The following is a 14,861-nucleotide window of genomic DNA, read 5'->3' as shown; positions in this document are numbered from 1 at the left end:
CTCAAACGATCGGAGGTTCGATGGGAGGTGCCAAAGCCGGCGATGCGTAGATCACCTGCGCGGCATCACTCAGTGACCGATAAAAGCGTCTGGCCTGGCCTCTGATGAATGAAGCCAGCCCAAGCGGTGCGCTGTGTGCGCTGAGGCAGGACGCTGCGCAAGCCATGCGCTTGCAGCAGTCGCGCTTCAAGTCCTTGTCGGCAGCATGATCGGTGATGTGCCAATGATCGGCTGTTGAAACATCCATGCGCAGCGTTTCATCGCAATGCGCCGGCATCAAATGGGCGGGCATCGACAGCAGTTCGACGGCGCCGGCCGACGTCCAACCATTGGCGAAAAGTCCAAAACAAACGGCAAGCTGCACAAACGTAGCTACAAAAGTGCGCAGACGCGATATGTTGAACAACTGCCACTTTTCACGCGCCGATTCGGCGGCGCATTCTGCGATTCCGCTGCGCGCCCCGCTCACAACTTTTCCTTGATGCCGGCCCGAATTAGCCACCATTTCACCGGATAAACCGAAACGGATCCGCATAGCATGCGAGCTGCATTGCACTTGGGCGTATTCACTTCGGATGGCTCAAATTGAAATGTGCTGGTTCGGCTCGTCAGGTGAAAACCATCCAAACGGCCATTGCAATCATCATCAAATTCTCTGTCAACGATACGAAGCCTAGCGGGACATTCGAATTGCCGCCGGCACATGCACATTTAAGCTCGCGCTTCTGTGTGTATACGGCGTAAAACACCGACACCGCGCCTATTGTGCCAATCAACAGTGCGACTGGTACCGATATCCAGTTGAGAGCCCGCGCGATCACCAGCACGCCGGCCAGCAACTCACCAAACGGATAGATCCACGCATAAGGCACCCAACGTTGCGCTAGCAGGTCATAACCCAAGAACATGGTGGCGAAGCTGTCAATGTCCTGTAGTTTTTGCACTGCCAGGATGCACATAGAGAACGCGATGAACCATTCGGCCGCCCGCACAGTGAACACGTTGCCAAGCAGCGCCCAACTAACGGCCAGAGCCATGAGCGCGGCAGTCGCAAAGATTGCAAGCACCGGCGTATAGCTCGTGGCATCTTTGTGTTTGACCTCCTTGCCGAGAAAGCGGCGAGTCTCGTCGTGGCCGCCCACACGCTTGCCGTCGATAAAGGTCTGCGGTGTGGTTTTGACTTCCTGTTCGGCTTTAAACGCATCGGTTTCCTTGCGCGTTTTCAGCCAACGATCTTCCACTACGTAGCTTTCGTGCTCGAGCAAGTACTTGACTTTGAGGCCATAGGGGCAAATGTGCTTTTCCATCACCATGCGGTAAAGCAGGGCCTTTTTTGAGCTAGACGAATTTATTGCGGTTGGCTGCGACATCGCGGGGTTTGCCGACTTGCTTGTTCCTAACGCTTGACCTTCTCGAACAGGTCAATCAGTTCGTTAAATTTCTTTTGTTGCTCCCCCACACGGAGGCGATGGCATGGGCAACGCAATGGGCCGCGTGGTCTTTTAGGATGCTGCTCTCCGCCTTGGCCACAGCGGCCTTGACCGCTTGAACTTGGTTGAGGATGTCGATGCAGTATCGGTCGTCACTCGCCATTTGCGCGACGCCGCGCACCTGGCCTTAAATCCGCGCCAAGCGGTTGAGAGTCTGCGTGAGATTTTTTGCCACGACCAATGCTGACGACCATTGATGCCCCATAGCGGTATAGGATATCTTCACGGATAAATAGAAAGCGGAGTTGCTTTCCGCACGAGCTGGCTTCTCACCGCCTCATTCCCCTCCCGCCCCCGTTCGGCCGCCTTCATCGTGCGCCCTTGTCCATCTGACCGCGAGTTTCAATCTTTGGGTTGAAGCTGTCCAGCGGCACCAGCTGCCGTCGAAGTTGCACTCTTGCCCAGTGACGCGCCATCATTAATGCGCCTCTTCGGATGTTCTTCCACTGAAGTATCCTTCACGCGAAGCTCGGGTCCGAACCTGGCTGTGGATTGGATGGGACGACCTGTTGAGAGCTCATTTTTTGTATTAGTCACGTTTCAGTATTCGGTCGTTATCGGTCTCTTACGCGTAGGCGAGGATCGTTCATGAGCGTAGTCAGCGCCCCACTGCGCACGCAGATTACAAAGGCGCAGCCCTAACAGGGTGTGAAAATACTCCTCTTTAAATCGAGTCATTTTTTCCGGCAAGACTCGCTTTTCACATAGAGAGCTGGCCCCGGAAATCTGAACAACCCGATAAGTGTGGAAACTGCTCCTGAAGGCGAGGATCTCGCCTGTGAAGACTGGGGCAAAGATGAGCAGAAGACCCCGCCGCACACACTCAACGGCATTCAAAGCCAAAGTGGCACTGGCCGCAGTTCGAGGCGACAAGACGCCGGCCGAGCTGGCGCAGCCGCATGACGTACACCCCAACCAGATCACCGACTGGAAGAACCAGCTGCTCAGCCGAGCGGCCGACGTGTTCGGCGGCGAGCAGGCGACAGCGGAACCTGCGATCGATCTGAAGGCACTGCACGCGAAGATCGGCCAGCTGGCGCTGGAGAATGACTTTTTGGAAGGCGCGCTCATCAAGGCCGGCATGCTGAGCGCAAAGCGATGATCGACCGAGGCCACGATCTGCCAATCCGGCGCCAGGCCGCACTGGTGAACATCAGCCGCGGCTCGGCGTACTACACGGCCAGGCCGGTGAGCGATGACGACCTGAAGCGGATGCGCCGCATTGACGGGTTGCACCTTGAACTGCCGTTCGCCGGAGCGCGCATGCTGCGCGATCTGCTGGGAGGAGAAGGCATCGCTGCGGGCCGCAAGCGCATGACCACGCTGATGCGGCGCATGGGAATCACGGCGCTCTACAGGAAGCCCAACACCAGCAAGAAGACACCCGGGTGCACGATCTACCCGTACCTGCTGTGCACGCTGCCAGCCTCCCGCGCCAATCAGGTCTGGGCGATGGACATCAGCTACATCCCGATGGCCAGGGGCTTCGTCTACCTAGCGGCGGTGATCGACTGGTACAGCCGCCGGGTGCTGGCCTGGAAGTTGTCGATCTCGATGGACACCGAGTTCTGCACGGATGCTGTCGAGGAGGCGATCATCCGGTACGGCACGCCGGAAATCTTCAATACCGACCAGGGCAGCCAATTTACGACTGCGGCCTTCACCGGCTTGCTCACCGACCACGGCATCCGCATCTCGATGGACGGCAAGGGCTGCTGGCGAGACAACGTGTTCATCGAGCGGCTGTGGCGCTCGATCAAGTACGAGGAGGTGTACCTGCATGCCTATGAGAGCGTGAGCCAGGCGCGCAACGGAATCGGCCGGTACATCGAGTTCTACAACACCCGCAGGCCGCATTCGAGCCTGCAGGCCCGCACGCCCGATGTGGTGTACTTCGACTCGTTGCCACGGCCTTCGGCCGAGGCAGCCTGACCCCGCAGGATCCACTTATAAATCTTCGGAATCTGTTCAGATCAACGGGGCCAGCTCTCCAGCGATACAGAAGGTTGTATTGGGTCTGCTCCATGAGCTGGCGCTCCGAGCGCACGCTGAAGAAGACCTACAGCAGCATCGCGCGCAGCAGCTTCTCTGGAGCGATGCTGGGGCGCCCACCCTTGATGTCAGCCTCGTACATGCCGGCGGACAAGTCATCCATCTTGATCAGCGCTTCGTTGACCATCGTGCGGATCGGGTGCAGCGGATGGTCTGCCGGCACAAAGTCCTCGAGCTTGCGCATGGTGAACAGACTCTCGGTGAAGGTATCGGCGCCGCGCATGGTCTGGGGTTTGTTCTCAATTGAGGAAACGATCACTGATCAACGTTCGAGGAGCGGATGTCGACAGCGGTCGGGGAGTATTTCAGCAGGCTGTTAGGCGGGCTCAGCTTTGGTTGAATGAGAATTTCTCGACCGCATCGAGTGGCATCAGGTGTTGCCGCCGGTCCTACGACCCTGTCGCCATCGCACTTCATGGTTAGTCCATCTGTTTGGTCCACTTCCAGCTTGCCGCCATCGCTCCGGTATTCAGTGATCCCGATCGCCCGGAGAGAGTGGCATCCGACGCGCGTTGCCGCCGATGCTGCAGCCGCCCAGCGCCCGATCATTCGGTAAACACGGCCTGCCGGATCGTGGAGCATCGGACCGTTCAGCGGCTGAAGAGGGGAAGCTCATGCTTTTGCGAAAGCCATGGCGGATGATCCGCGCTCAATATTCTTGGCCGAGCGTAGTAAAAATGGCCGTTGCTCTTCCTTTTTTTTGGCCTACCAATGCGATCGATTGCACCATTCAACGACAGGACATCTGGCGAACGACTTTTCTACGGTCCGGCTTTATCGTCCACTTCGTCGCGACGGACATTGAAACGCATTGGCCTCAGATGTCCTGTGCCTGTCGTGCTGGTGCGCGGTGCATGGAGTGGCTGCAGTCGGTCAGGATCGTGTTCCCTTCCAGCGCCGAAGCAATAGCGCATTGCTGACAACACTGACACTGCTGAAGGCCATTGCCGCTCCAGCGATCACCGGATTCAGCAGGCCGAAAGCAGCCAGCGGAATGCCCACCACGTTGTAGAAGAAAGCCCAGAACAGGTTCTGCCGGATCTTGGCGTAGGTACGGCATGAGATGTCGATGGCGTCAGCGACCAGCGCCGGGTCGCCGCGCATCAGCGTGATGCCGGCCGTGTGCATCGCCACGTCGGTGCCGGTGGACATGGCGATGCCGACATCGGCGATCGCGAGCGCAGGCGCGTCGTTGATCCCATCGCCAACCATCGCGACACGCTCGCCGTCGGCTTTCAGCTGTGAAACGAGGGAGGCCTTGCTTTCAGGAAGCACGTCGGCATGAACGTCGGTAATGCCGAGCACCTTGGCCACACCCCGCGCGCTGCCGGCGTTGTCGCCTGTGATGAGCACCGAGCGCACGCCCATCTTCTGCAAAGCGAGCACGGCTGAAGCGGCTCCGGGTTTGGGCGCATCGCCGAATACCAGCAGACCGAGCAGGCGGGGGCTTGCCGACACGTCGGCGAGCCATGACACCGTGCAGCCGCGCGCCTGCCATGCCGCGGCGTCGTCGTCGAGCGACGAGATGTCGACCTTCAGTTTGCCCATGAAGCGGGCGCTTCCGAGCCGCAGCTCATGGCCTAACACGAGTGCCGCCACCCCGCGACCCGCCACCGCGCGCACCCCCGTCGCGGATGCCACGACGAGTCCCTCATTCTTTGCCGCGGTCATCACTGCGGACGCCAGTGGATGTTCGCTTCCCGCTTGCACCGCCGCGCTGGCTGCCAGCAGCGCGGCGCGGTCTGTGTCAGAGTGCACCGCGGGAACAGCAGCAACGAGTTCAGGCTTGCCTACCGTGAGCGTGCCGGTCTTGTCGAAAGCCACCACCGTAACGCCATGAGCCACCTCCAGTGCTTCGGCGTCCTTGATCAGAATGCCGAGCTTGGCCGTCGCGCCGGTACCGACCATGATGGCCGTCGGCGTGGCCAGGCCGAGCGCGCAGGGGCAGGCAATCACAAGCACCGCGACCGCGTTGAGGATGGCGGACTCCCAATTGCCGGTGCTCAGCCCCCAAGCCAGCACGGTGACCAACGCAATGCCGATGACTACCGGCACGAAGACGGCACTCACTCGATCCACCAGCCGTTGGATCGGGGCCTTCTTCGCCTGCGCTGATTCGACGAGGCGCACGATGCGGGCCAGCGTCGACTCGACGCCGACGGCGGTGGTCTGGACGATCAACAGACCTTCGCCGTTCAGCGCGCCGCCGGTGACTTTGTCGGCCAGTTGCTTGGCAACCGGCAGGCTCTCGCCGGTAATGAGCGACTCATCGACGTCGCTGCTGCCATCGAGCACCTGGCCGTCCACGGGCAGCCGCTCACCCGGCCGCACTATCACGAGGTCGCCGACGTGAACTTGCGACACGGGGACTTCGGTGTCGCTTCCGTTGCGACGCACGCCGGCCGTCTCGGGCCGCAACGCATTCAGCGCCCGGATTGCCTTAGTGGTCTGCCGTTTGGCTCGCGTCTCCATCCACTTGCCGAGCAGCACCAGTGTGATGACCACCGCAGAGGCTTCGAAGTACAGATGCGGCATGCTCTCGCTGCCATAGCGCAAGAGTTGCACCAGGCTCAGGCCGTAGCCGGCGCTGGTGCCCAGGGCCACCAGTAAGTCCATGTTGCCGCTGCCCGCTTTGACGGCCTTCCAGCCCGCGCGGTAGAAACGGGCGCCGAGCCAGAACTGCACCGGCGTTGCCAGCGCCAGCTGGATCCAGCCCGGGAGCATCCAGTGCTGGCCGAACAACAGGCCGATCATGGGCAGCACCAGGGGCGCCGAGAGTGCGGCTGCTATGGCCACGGGCCACCAATCGGATGCTCGTCGCGGCGTGGTCTCTGTCCCCCCCTCGGCGTCAGGATGACGAGGCCGCGCCAAGTAGCCCGCCCGCTCCACGGCGGTGACGAGCGCTGCCTCGTCGATGTGGCGAGTGGACGCCGTCACAGTCGCTGACTCGGTCGCCAGGTTGATCTCGGCCCGGACCACGCCCGGAACGCGCATGAGCGCCTTCTCGACGCGCGACACGCACGAGGCGCAGTTCATTCCATCGATGGCCAGCGACACGCTGCTCTCGCCAACCGTGTAGCCGGCCTTCTCGACAGCCGATTGCAGGGCTGCGAGACTGACACTTGCGTCTGCATGGACGCTGGCCGATTCCGTCGCCAGGTTCACCGTGGCTTCGGCGACGCCCGGCAGCTTTTGCAACGCGCGCGACGCAGGATGCGCAGGTGATGCCTTCGATAGGCAGGGTCCAGTCGAGCAGGTTGCCCGCATTCGGAACAGGTGGTGCGACAGCGTTCATGGTGAACGTTATTTGATCGCGGCCCGACTTCGTGGCCGCAGTTTCAATGTGCAGTCAGTTTGAAGCTTGCCATCGAGGGGAATGTCAAGGGGGCGCACCGCCAGCACTCAAAACAAGACGCGACTTCGGATGGTGCCCGGCACCTCGGCGAGTTTGACCAAAGCCAAGTCGGAGTGCGCCGCGTCGATGTCGATCACCACGTAGCCAATGGCATTGTTCGTCTGCAGGTACTGCGGCGCGATGTTGATGCGGTTGTCGGCGAAGACCTTGTTGATTACCTACAGCACGCCCGGCACGTTGCGGCGGATGTGCAGCAGCGGTGCTTGCCGGGGTGGGCAGGAAGCGCCACTTCGGGGAAGTTGACAGACGACGTCGACGTGTCGTTGTCGCTGTACTTCACCAGCTTTTCGGCGACTTCAACGCCGAAGTTCTCTTGTGCCTCGATCGTCGAACCGCCAACGTGCGGCGTCAGGATTGACGTTGTTGAACTCCCGCAATGGCGACTCGAACACGTCCTTGTTGCTGCGTGGCTCGGACGGAAAAACGTCGAGCGCCGCACCCAGCAGCTCCTTCTGACGCAAGGCCGCTAGACGAATTGATCAACATGCTGCTCGATTTCATGGCCGCAATCTGCGCTTCGTCGATCATCCGCTGGGTGGCCTGAGTCTCGGGCACGTGCAGGCTGATCACGTCGGACTGCGCCAGCAGATCAAGCAGCTCTGGCACCTGCTGTGCATTGCCCAACGGACAGCTTGGATACCACGTCAAAGAAGACGACGTACATGCCCAGCGCCTCGGCCAGCACTTGCCGATCGAGCCGTAGCCGACGATCCCCAAGGTCTTGCCGCGAATCTCGTACGCGTCATCGGCCGACCTGAGCCAGCTGCCGCGGTGCGCTGCGGCATTTTTTGCGGGCACGCCACGCAACAGCAGGATGGCATCGGCCAGCACCAGTTCCGCCACCGACCGTGTATTGGAAAACGGTGCGTTGAACACCACGATGCCGCGCTCGCGAGCCGCCTGCAGGTCCGCCTGGTTGGTTCCGATGAAAAAGCAACCCACTGCCGCCAGCTTGGGTGCATGGGAAAACACATCCGCAGTCAGTTGGGTGCGCGAACGGATGCCGACGAATTGCACGTCGTCGATCCTGGCGTTGAGTTCGTCGCCCGCCACCGCGCCTCTCAGGTTCTCGATCTGGGTGTAGCCCGCCGCCTCCAGCAGCTTGACGGCAGAAGGATAAATGCCCTCCAGCAAGAGAGACTTGATCCTGGCCTTGTCGATCGACGTTTTGACCATGCGCACCCGACGTGAGTAGGCAATTGCGAACGTTACCGGTCACGCAGGTTGAAATCCGTGGCCGTGGCCGTCGCGGGTCGAGTGTGGTGCATGTCATGCCCTTACGATTTCCTGACAGCATCCCGATCGATCAACGCCTTTCGCTCTTCGTAATCTTTCGGCGTGATCTCGCCGCTGGCCAGCCGCCTGTGCAAGACCTCTTGGGGAGTTTCGCGCAGTCGCTCGCTGCGCCGACGTGGTTGCCCCCAGCCGTAGAAGAGAAACACCCCGATCATCAGCAGCCAGAACAGCCACCAGGCACCGTGCATGCCGCCCACATAGTTTCCGTCGTGGAACATACTGCATCCTTCAGTTCACTTCGGCGCCGACGGGCCGTTCGATCAACGCCGACCGCACTCGGTCCAGCCTTTGGCGCACCTCGTGCGCGACGCGGCCGATCTCGGGATCAGTGGCCATTTGTAGAACTGCGACCGGGTCCATGAACCCAACGACAAGACCGCCGTCGCCTTCTTCGCGCACCACCACGTTGCACGGCAGCAGCAAGCCGATGTCGGGCTCGGCGAGAAGGGCGCGGTGCGCCAGTGGCGGATTGCAGGCGCCGAGAATCCGGTACGGCCGTCCGTCTATTCCGAGCTTGGCCTTCATCGTGGCCTGCACATCGATATCGGTCAGGATGCCGAAGCCTTCTGCCTTCAGCGCGTCGGTCACTGTCGCGATTGCCTGCGGAAAGGTCATACCTTCCAGCCTGCAGTTGAAACCGTAGCTGGGACCCTTCGGAGAGACCGCGACTGGTGGTGGGTGATTCATGGTCGGCTCACTGCTTCATGGACGCTGGCGGCATCCGGTCCATCATCATCTCCATCATCATTTGCATCATGCTCATGCGCTGTTCCATCATCTTGTGATGTTTGGCCATGTCGGCTGTCATGCCCTTGGCATCGGCCATCGCGCCCATCCCCTCCATGGACCCTTTTCCGTCCATGGCGCCCATGCCCTTCATCATGCTCATGCCGCCCTGCATGGCCTTCATGTGATCGGCCATCAGCGCGCTGCGCTCCTCGGGGGTCTTAGCGTTCATCATCTTCTGGTGCATCTCCTGCATCACCTTCATGCCGGGTTCCATAGGTGCCGCCGCGCTGGTGTCCGTGACGCCTGACGAAGGCGGCGGCGCGTTGACCGAGCCAGGGCTTGCGCAGGCGCCGGCGAGTGCGGCAACGGACAGTGCAACGAGGGTACGTGCGGGGGTCATGGTGAATTCCTGGGTTGTGGGTCCTGTGCGGACTAAGAAAGTGAGGGACCAATGGGGATATTTCGCGGGTCATCGAGACGACTGCATGAAAACCATAAAGAGGTTCGGAAATTCTATGCATCGATTGCAAGGTGGAACTTGAGCAGGATCAACAAGTTGCGCGATGACATCTCGATACGCACCGAGAATTGCGAGGCGCAGCTCGGGACGCGCGGAAAGCGTTCACTCGGGTCACTTTCGCCTTCCTTTGATGAACCATGCCACGTAGCCAACGGCCAATATGGCAATCAGGATTGGCACGCATATGCCGTCACCACCCATCCAACCGATGCCCCACATGCCACCATTCATCATGTTTTCGTGCTCCGAAGGAATAGGAAAGCCCGCAGCCAAATGCGCTGGACACGCCGAGGAACGTCTGCAATCTGGGCCACCAGATTCAAGCTACGCCGACACCATGCGTCAGTCTGTGCGACAACGCACGCACGCAATCTGCGGTTACTGTTCGACCAGCAATCGGGCAAGGCGAGAAGGGGAACGATGCGATCAGGCCGCAGAGCCGAGCATCAAACGGCGGCACCGAACAGCCTGCCCACACCTGCGGTGATCGCCATTGCGAGCGCACCCCAGAAGGTCACCCGCTAGCACCCACCAGAACGCCGGCGCCACCGACTCTGGCTGACGGGCCACCCCAAGGCTGCCAAGAAGGCGATCGACGTGACCGACACCCAGCGAATCAGGCTCTTGCCCGGTACCAGCGCCGTCACGGCTAGCGGCAGCACCGCACCGATTGCGAAACTCGGCGGCCGATGCCAACGCGGCCTGAACCGGCTGCGCGCGGAGGGCCTCCGAAATACCGAGTTCGTCACGCGCGTGCGCACCCAGGGCGTCATGCGCCATCAGTGCTCGGCCACCTGCTGTGCCAGATCGGGCACGAGGCCTCCTGAGAAATAGATGGCCGTGAGTGCGCGCCGTTCGGCTGCGGGATCCGTTTCCAACTCGGTCCGCTCGCGCGACAGATCCCCCATCTCGGTGTCGGCTTGCGAACGGACCGAGACATATTCGCCGGCAGCCATCGACATCGCACCGCCCATCAACCCTGCAACGCTGGTGATCAGAATGTTGTCGTGGCTGGCGCTGGCAGCTGCCACGCCGACCACGAGACTGGGGGTCGACACGATGCCGTCGTTGGTACCGAGCACGGCAGCGCGCAACCAGCCGATGCGATCGGTGCGGTGCCGTTCAGGGTGCGTGGTGCGCGACACGGGATTCCTTGCCACCGTTCATCCAGGATGGGCTTCGCTTGCTGCGCTGGTTCTTTCCACCACACCGTCCACATGGATCTGCAGCCACCATTCCAGCAGCGCCAGATGCCACAGCTTGCTGCCCTGGATGCGGGTGAAGTACTTCTCCGGGTCGGCCAGCAACTTGTCGACGTAGGCGCGTTGGTAGAGCCCGCGACTGATACAGGCGTCCGACTGAAGGATGCCGCGCATCAGCTCAAGGAACGGGCCGCTAACGTGCTTCAGCGCCGGTACCGGGAAATATCCCTTTGGCCGGTCGATCACCGCGTCGGGAATCACGCCACGTGAGATCGCTTTGAGTGGGAACTTGCCACCTTCCTTGAGCTTGAGTTCTGGCGGCATCCGGGCGGCCAGTTCGACCAGTTCATGGTCAAGGAAGGGCACCCGTACTTCCAGGCCCCAGGCCATCGGCATGTTGTCCACGCGCTTGACCGGATCGTCGACGATGAGTGTGGTGGCGTCGAAGCGCCAGACCTCGTCGAGAAAGGTGTCGGCCTGCGGCTTGGCCAGCTCGCGCGCGACAAGCTCCGTCGTCACGTCGGGAACGTGCCAGGCCGGCGCGATCATCTCCAGGTACTCGGCGTGGTCGCGGTCGAAATAGTGCCGGCTGAACCGTTCAACCGGCGGACCGGTTTCGGCGTCCATCAACGGGTACCAGAAGTAGCCGCCGAAGACCTCGTCGGCGCCTTGCCCCGCAAGCACGACTTTCACTTCCGGCGCCACCCGTTCGCTCAGAAGGTAGAAAGCAATGACGTCGTGACTCATCATCGGTTCGGTCATTGCCGCAACGGCCTCTGGCAGCCGCGCCAGCACCTCGCTGTTGGGAATAAGGTGTTTGTGGTGGCGAGTCTTGAAATTCGCCGCGATCAGGTCCGAGTATTCGAACTCGTCGGCTTTCTCTGTACCGGCGCCTACGCTCTCAAAACCGATCGAAAACGTCAAAAGATCGTTTACGTGATCCGCCAGCAGTCCGACCAGCAGGCTCGAATCCAATCCGCCGGATAAGAGCACCCCCACGGGCACGTCGGCCGCCAGGCGGTGGCGGTCGAGCGATCGCACCAGAACCTCGCGGGTTTGCGCCAACCACTCGTGCTCGGATAGAGCTTGGGCTGGCCGCGTGGCGTCTAGGGTCCAGTAGACGCTCTGCGAGACTCGCCCGTCTGTATCCACCGTCATCGTCGTTGCGGGCGGCAGCTTGCGCACACCGCTGAGCACAGTGCGCGGTGCCGGCACTACCGTGTGCAACGTGAAGTGGTGGTGAAGCGCGACCGGATCGAGACGGGTGTCAATGCCTCCGCTGGCGAGCAGCGCCGGTAGGCTCGACGCGAAGCGCAACCTTCGATCGTCTTGGGTCAGATAGAGCGGCTTGATTCCGAATCGGTCGCGCGCGATGAACAGGCTGGTGTCGCCGGCGTCTCGCATATCCCAAATGGCGAATGCGAACATGCCGTAGAAGCGTTGCACGCATTGTTCGCCCCAGGCGTGATAGGCCTTCAGGATCACTTCGCTGTCGCCCTCGGAGAAGAACGTGTACCCCGCCGCGATCAGTTCGGCACGCAGCTCGCGGTAGTTGTAGATCGTGCCGTTGAACACCAGGGCCAACTTCAGCTCCGGATCCACCATCGGCTGATCAGCACTCGCCGACAGGTCGATGATCGCCAGGCGTCGGTGGCCGAAGGCCAGCGGGCCATCGGAGAAAGTGCCCGCATGGTCGGGCCCACGACGCGCCAGACGCTCGGACATTCGGTCGACCACCGCCATGTCTGGCGATGTGGCGTCGAATCTCAGTTCACCACAGATTCCGCACACGGGAAGCCTCGCTGGGACTGGATGTCACGTTCAGCGACACGGGGGCTTGCTTGTACCAGGCGACCGTTTCGAGCAATACGATGGTGTTTCCGCGCTTGGCGCCGGCGACGACGGGGGGCTCGTTAACTCGGTCCCTTTAGCGGCTCCGAACAGCAACTCCAGCATACGCTCGCGCTCCGCGGAAGTCGGCCAGCCCGCATCTTCTGGCGCGGTCTTCACGTCGGTTCGATCGGGGTGCGAAGCCGCTGTGGTCGTCCAATCGACACGCCCTTGCGCGTCGAAGCGGACCATGCTGTAGGTTTCGTTGGCGATGGTGTCGGGTGCTTTATCCTTCAGGCGCACATACCAGTCGGCCAAACGCAAGGTTTGACCAGAGAGCGCCGGCGCCGTTGCCTGGCCGCGTGCCAGCGCGACGTACAAAGCGTGGGGGACCGGGTGGACTCCGCTGCCTTCGTCGAGCAAGAACACATAGGAAGCATGCTCGACGTTTTCGGCTCTGCTGTCGGTGCAGACCTTCAATGTTCGCCCCGACGCATCGACGGCGCTGTAAACCGGCGCGAAGCCGCCTCCCGGGGTGCGGAAGTTGGTGGTTTGTCCCTGATACAGGCGAGCCGCCACCCACTGCACTGCGCCGTCGTAGGTGTAGGCGCGAAGGTCGAACTTCATCGCCTTACCGGAGTTTTCACCGTTCGCGGCGTCGGGATGGTCGACCATCCGCTCTCCCGGCGTGACGATGGCCTGCGCGACATAGTCTGCGGCTAGGATGTCTTGCCAGACTCGCTTCGTCAGCTTGTCGCCCCGGTAGGCCGCACGGCTGCCGAAGCCCGCCACAGGTTTGAAAAACAGGCTGCGCCGTGCGTCCCACAGGCGCTGCGCGTCGGCGGCGTCGACCACCTCGGTGCGCGGCACGTGCTCCAACAGGATTTGCTGTGTGGCGACGGGAACGCCTAGCGTCTGCAGTCGCGCCGCGTTGCTGAACAATGCCAGGTGGCGCTTGTCGGCATACAGGGCATGCGCTTGGGGGTGCGGCGTCAGCACGATCGCTCGCTGCAGATAAGCTTCGCGGAGCGCCGCGCTGCTTTGCTGCTCCAGGTAGAAGTCGGTCAGCCGGTTGTAGACCAAGTCGATGGCGAGCTCGCCGTGCCACAACACGCCGTCGTGCCATTCGAGCGCGCCTGGGTCGGCGATGACCGCGCACAGCCCGTCCCGCTCGAACAACTCCTGGAACAGCAGGAACTCGGGATAGAGGTACTGTTCCTCGGGAGCGCCGTCGACGATCGCGATGCTCGCCAGCGGCCGAGTCCGGCCGGACAGTTGCCATTCGTGGCGAAACATGTCGACGATGCCCTGCTCGAAGACAGCCACGCTCGCCAGCGTGGGCGCCATTCCTTCAAGCGCCGAGCATGATGCCCGCTGTGCCCGCGCCAGCACCGCGTTGAGCATGGCGCCGCCGGCGTTGGTGTTGACCTCAATCAGCCCGAGTCGGCCTTCATCGAGGTGAAAGTCATAGCCGAAGAACACCCCCAGCGGTCCGACGGTGCCGAGCCGGGCGATCTCCGGCGCGGCAGCCAACACCGCGTCGCGAAAGGCCGGCAGGGCGACGACCGACTCGATGGCGCGCATCACCTGCGCCATGCGCCGCACCTGGGGCACCGCGACGAACACGGGAAGCGCCGCGAACAGAAAGGGGCAGCGCAGTCGAACCATCTCGGAGAGGCCAGGCTCGCCGAGTTCAGAGTCGAGTGCTCGTGCCAGTGCGCCCTTGTCGAGACTCAAGCAAAAGCACTCGCGGTTGAGCGTTTCGGTGACGCTCAGCGGATGACCGGGATGCGGTGGCGGCGAGTCAGTGTTCATGCGAGTTGCGGAGGTGCTTGCGAGCTTCTCAAAGGACTTGGGATGGTGCCGTGTTCGACCACGTGCCGGGCAGAGAATGACCTTGGATTGCCGCCGCATCGATTGCGAACACGCTATCGGAAGCAGGACTGTGCTCCAAGAACGTTCCCGGCGCAAAGTTACTGGCGACGCTCGTCGTAGTCTGTGCGCTGGAGCACTGAACTCGGAGCCGTTTGCGGATCGTCAAATTCGTCTGTAGCAACTTCTCACGCGATGGTCTTCGATATCAACGATTTGCATCGATGAACTGTGAATATCGCTATCGGATTCACGTGCCGTCGTCGCTGCGAGAGATTCTTCAGCTTACAAAGCGATCCATGTAGATCATCGCGACGTGGTGCGTGTGCTACCGCAAAGACGAAGTAAGCATGGGCGCGCAACCTGCGGAGGGAGAATGCGTATTGCTCCTCAGTAATACCTTTTTTAGAGAAACGTTAGCAGATGTGTCCGCTTTCTCGCGCCGCAGTTCGGAC

General features: G+C 61.5%; 11 protein-coding genes and 3 pseudogenes. 1 reads left to right on the top strand and 13 read right to left on the bottom strand.

The window, feature by feature from the left end; genetic code table 11:
• Position 1: 1 nt before the first annotated feature.
• The 3 genes from QN413_RS23055 to QN413_RS27410 all read right to left on the bottom strand — a co-directional run bounded on the left by QN413_RS23055 (position 2) and on the right by QN413_RS27410 (position 1,593).
• The gene (locus QN413_RS23055) at positions 2–535 is read right to left on the bottom strand and encodes a hypothetical protein (protein ID WP_323498923.1); all 534 of its coding nucleotides are present in this window, start codon (positions 533–535) and stop codon (positions 2–4) included.
• 73 nt (positions 536–608) lie between these two features.
• The gene (locus tag QN413_RS23050; protein WP_416352233.1) at positions 609–1,313 is read right to left on the bottom strand and encodes a MauE/DoxX family redox-associated membrane protein; all 705 of its coding nucleotides are present in this window, start codon (positions 1,311–1,313) and stop codon (positions 609–611) included.
• Between the two features lie 112 nt (positions 1,314–1,425).
• Positions 1,426–1,593: a metal-sensing transcriptional repressor gene (locus tag QN413_RS27410; protein ID WP_416352229.1), complete on the bottom strand. Its 168-nt coding sequence runs from the start codon at positions 1,591–1,593 to the stop codon at positions 1,426–1,428.
• 693 nt (positions 1,594–2,286) lie between these two features.
• Between QN413_RS27410 and QN413_RS23045 the strand changes: the two genes are divergently transcribed.
• Positions 2,287–3,422 (top strand): IS3 family transposase gene (locus QN413_RS23045; RefSeq protein ID WP_323498921.1). Its coding sequence is split into 2 segments (ribosomal slippage): positions 2,287–2,548 and positions 2,548–3,422, totalling 1,137 coding nucleotides; the frame shifts between segments, so codons are not numbered across the junction.
• A gap of 49 nt (positions 3,423–3,471) precedes the next feature.
• On the opposite strand, the pseudogene QN413_RS23040 reads toward QN413_RS23045, so the two are convergent.
• The 10 genes and pseudogenes from QN413_RS23040 to QN413_RS23000 all read right to left on the bottom strand — a co-directional run.
• A pseudogene (locus QN413_RS23040) lies at positions 3,472–3,765 on the bottom strand (transposase); the annotation flags it as partial.
• Between the two features lie 650 nt (positions 3,766–4,415).
• Positions 4,416–6,837, bottom strand: a pseudogene (locus tag QN413_RS23035) (heavy metal translocating P-type ATPase).
• A 107-nt stretch (positions 6,838–6,944) separates the two neighbouring features.
• The gene (locus QN413_RS27405) at positions 6,945–7,064 is read right to left on the bottom strand and encodes a hypothetical protein (protein WP_416352232.1); all 120 of its coding nucleotides are present in this window, start codon (positions 7,062–7,064) and stop codon (positions 6,945–6,947) included.
• Positions 7,065–7,305: 241 nt separating this feature from the next.
• On the bottom strand, positions 7,306–8,133 hold the full coding sequence (locus tag QN413_RS23030; RefSeq protein WP_323498920.1) for an NAD(P)-dependent oxidoreductase: 828 nt from the start codon (positions 8,131–8,133) through the stop codon (positions 7,306–7,308).
• Positions 8,134–8,234: 101 nt separating this feature from the next.
• Complete coding sequence (locus QN413_RS23025; RefSeq protein ID WP_323498919.1) at positions 8,235–8,471, bottom strand: SHOCT domain-containing protein; 237 nt, start codon at positions 8,469–8,471, stop codon at positions 8,235–8,237.
• A 10-nt stretch (positions 8,472–8,481) separates the two neighbouring features.
• Positions 8,482–8,940 (bottom strand): DUF302 domain-containing protein, encoded by a 459-nt coding sequence (locus QN413_RS23020; RefSeq protein ID WP_323498918.1) that lies wholly within the window; start codon positions 8,938–8,940, stop codon positions 8,482–8,484.
• A gap of 7 nt (positions 8,941–8,947) precedes the next feature.
• Positions 8,948–9,382, bottom strand: a complete 435-nt coding sequence (locus QN413_RS23015; RefSeq protein WP_323498917.1) for a hypothetical protein — start codon at positions 9,380–9,382, stop codon at positions 8,948–8,950.
• A gap of 566 nt (positions 9,383–9,948) precedes the next feature.
• Positions 9,949–10,662, bottom strand: a pseudogene (locus QN413_RS23010) (VIT family protein).
• A gap of 3 nt (positions 10,663–10,665) precedes the next feature.
• Entirely contained in the window at positions 10,666–12,495 is a 1,830-nt protein-coding gene (locus tag QN413_RS23005; RefSeq protein WP_323498915.1) for an N-acetylglutaminylglutamine amidotransferase, read from the bottom strand.
• 30 nt (positions 12,496–12,525) lie between these two features.
• Positions 12,526–14,160: a hypothetical protein gene (locus tag QN413_RS23000; protein WP_323498914.1), complete on the bottom strand. Its 1,635-nt coding sequence runs from the start codon at positions 14,158–14,160 to the stop codon at positions 12,526–12,528.
• Positions 14,161–14,861 lie beyond the last annotated feature (701 nt).

It is taken from the genome of Variovorax sp. LG9.2, from assembly GCF_035018885.1.
Taxonomy (GTDB): Bacteria; Pseudomonadota; Gammaproteobacteria; order Burkholderiales; family Burkholderiaceae_C; genus Variovorax.
Note: the sequence above shows the minus strand (reverse complement) of the source record. Positions and strands in the feature narration are given on the sequence as shown.

Excerpts from the sequence above, each read along its gene's own strand:
- QN413_RS23055 (WP_323498923.1), bottom strand. The coding sequence starts at position 535 with ATGCGGATCCGTTTCGGTTTATCCGGTGAAATGGTGGCTAATTCGGGC.
- QN413_RS23050 (WP_416352233.1), bottom strand. The coding sequence starts at position 1,313 with ATGGTGATGGAAAAGCACATTTGCCCCTATGGCCTCAAAGTCAAGTAC.
- QN413_RS27410 (WP_416352229.1), bottom strand. The coding sequence starts at position 1,593 with ATGGCGAGTGACGACCGATACTGCATCGACATCCTCAACCAAGTTCAA.
- QN413_RS23030 (WP_323498920.1), bottom strand. The coding sequence starts at position 8,133 with ATGGTCAAAACGTCGATCGACAAGGCCAGGATCAAGTCTCTCTTGCTG.
- QN413_RS23025 (WP_323498919.1), bottom strand. The coding sequence starts at position 8,471 with ATGTTCCACGACGGAAACTATGTGGGCGGCATGCACGGTGCCTGGTGG.
- QN413_RS23020 (WP_323498918.1), bottom strand. The coding sequence starts at position 8,940 with ATGAATCACCCACCACCAGTCGCGGTCTCTCCGAAGGGTCCCAGCTAC.
- QN413_RS23015 (WP_323498917.1), bottom strand. The coding sequence starts at position 9,382 with ATGACCCCCGCACGTACCCTCGTTGCACTGTCCGTTGCCGCACTCGCC.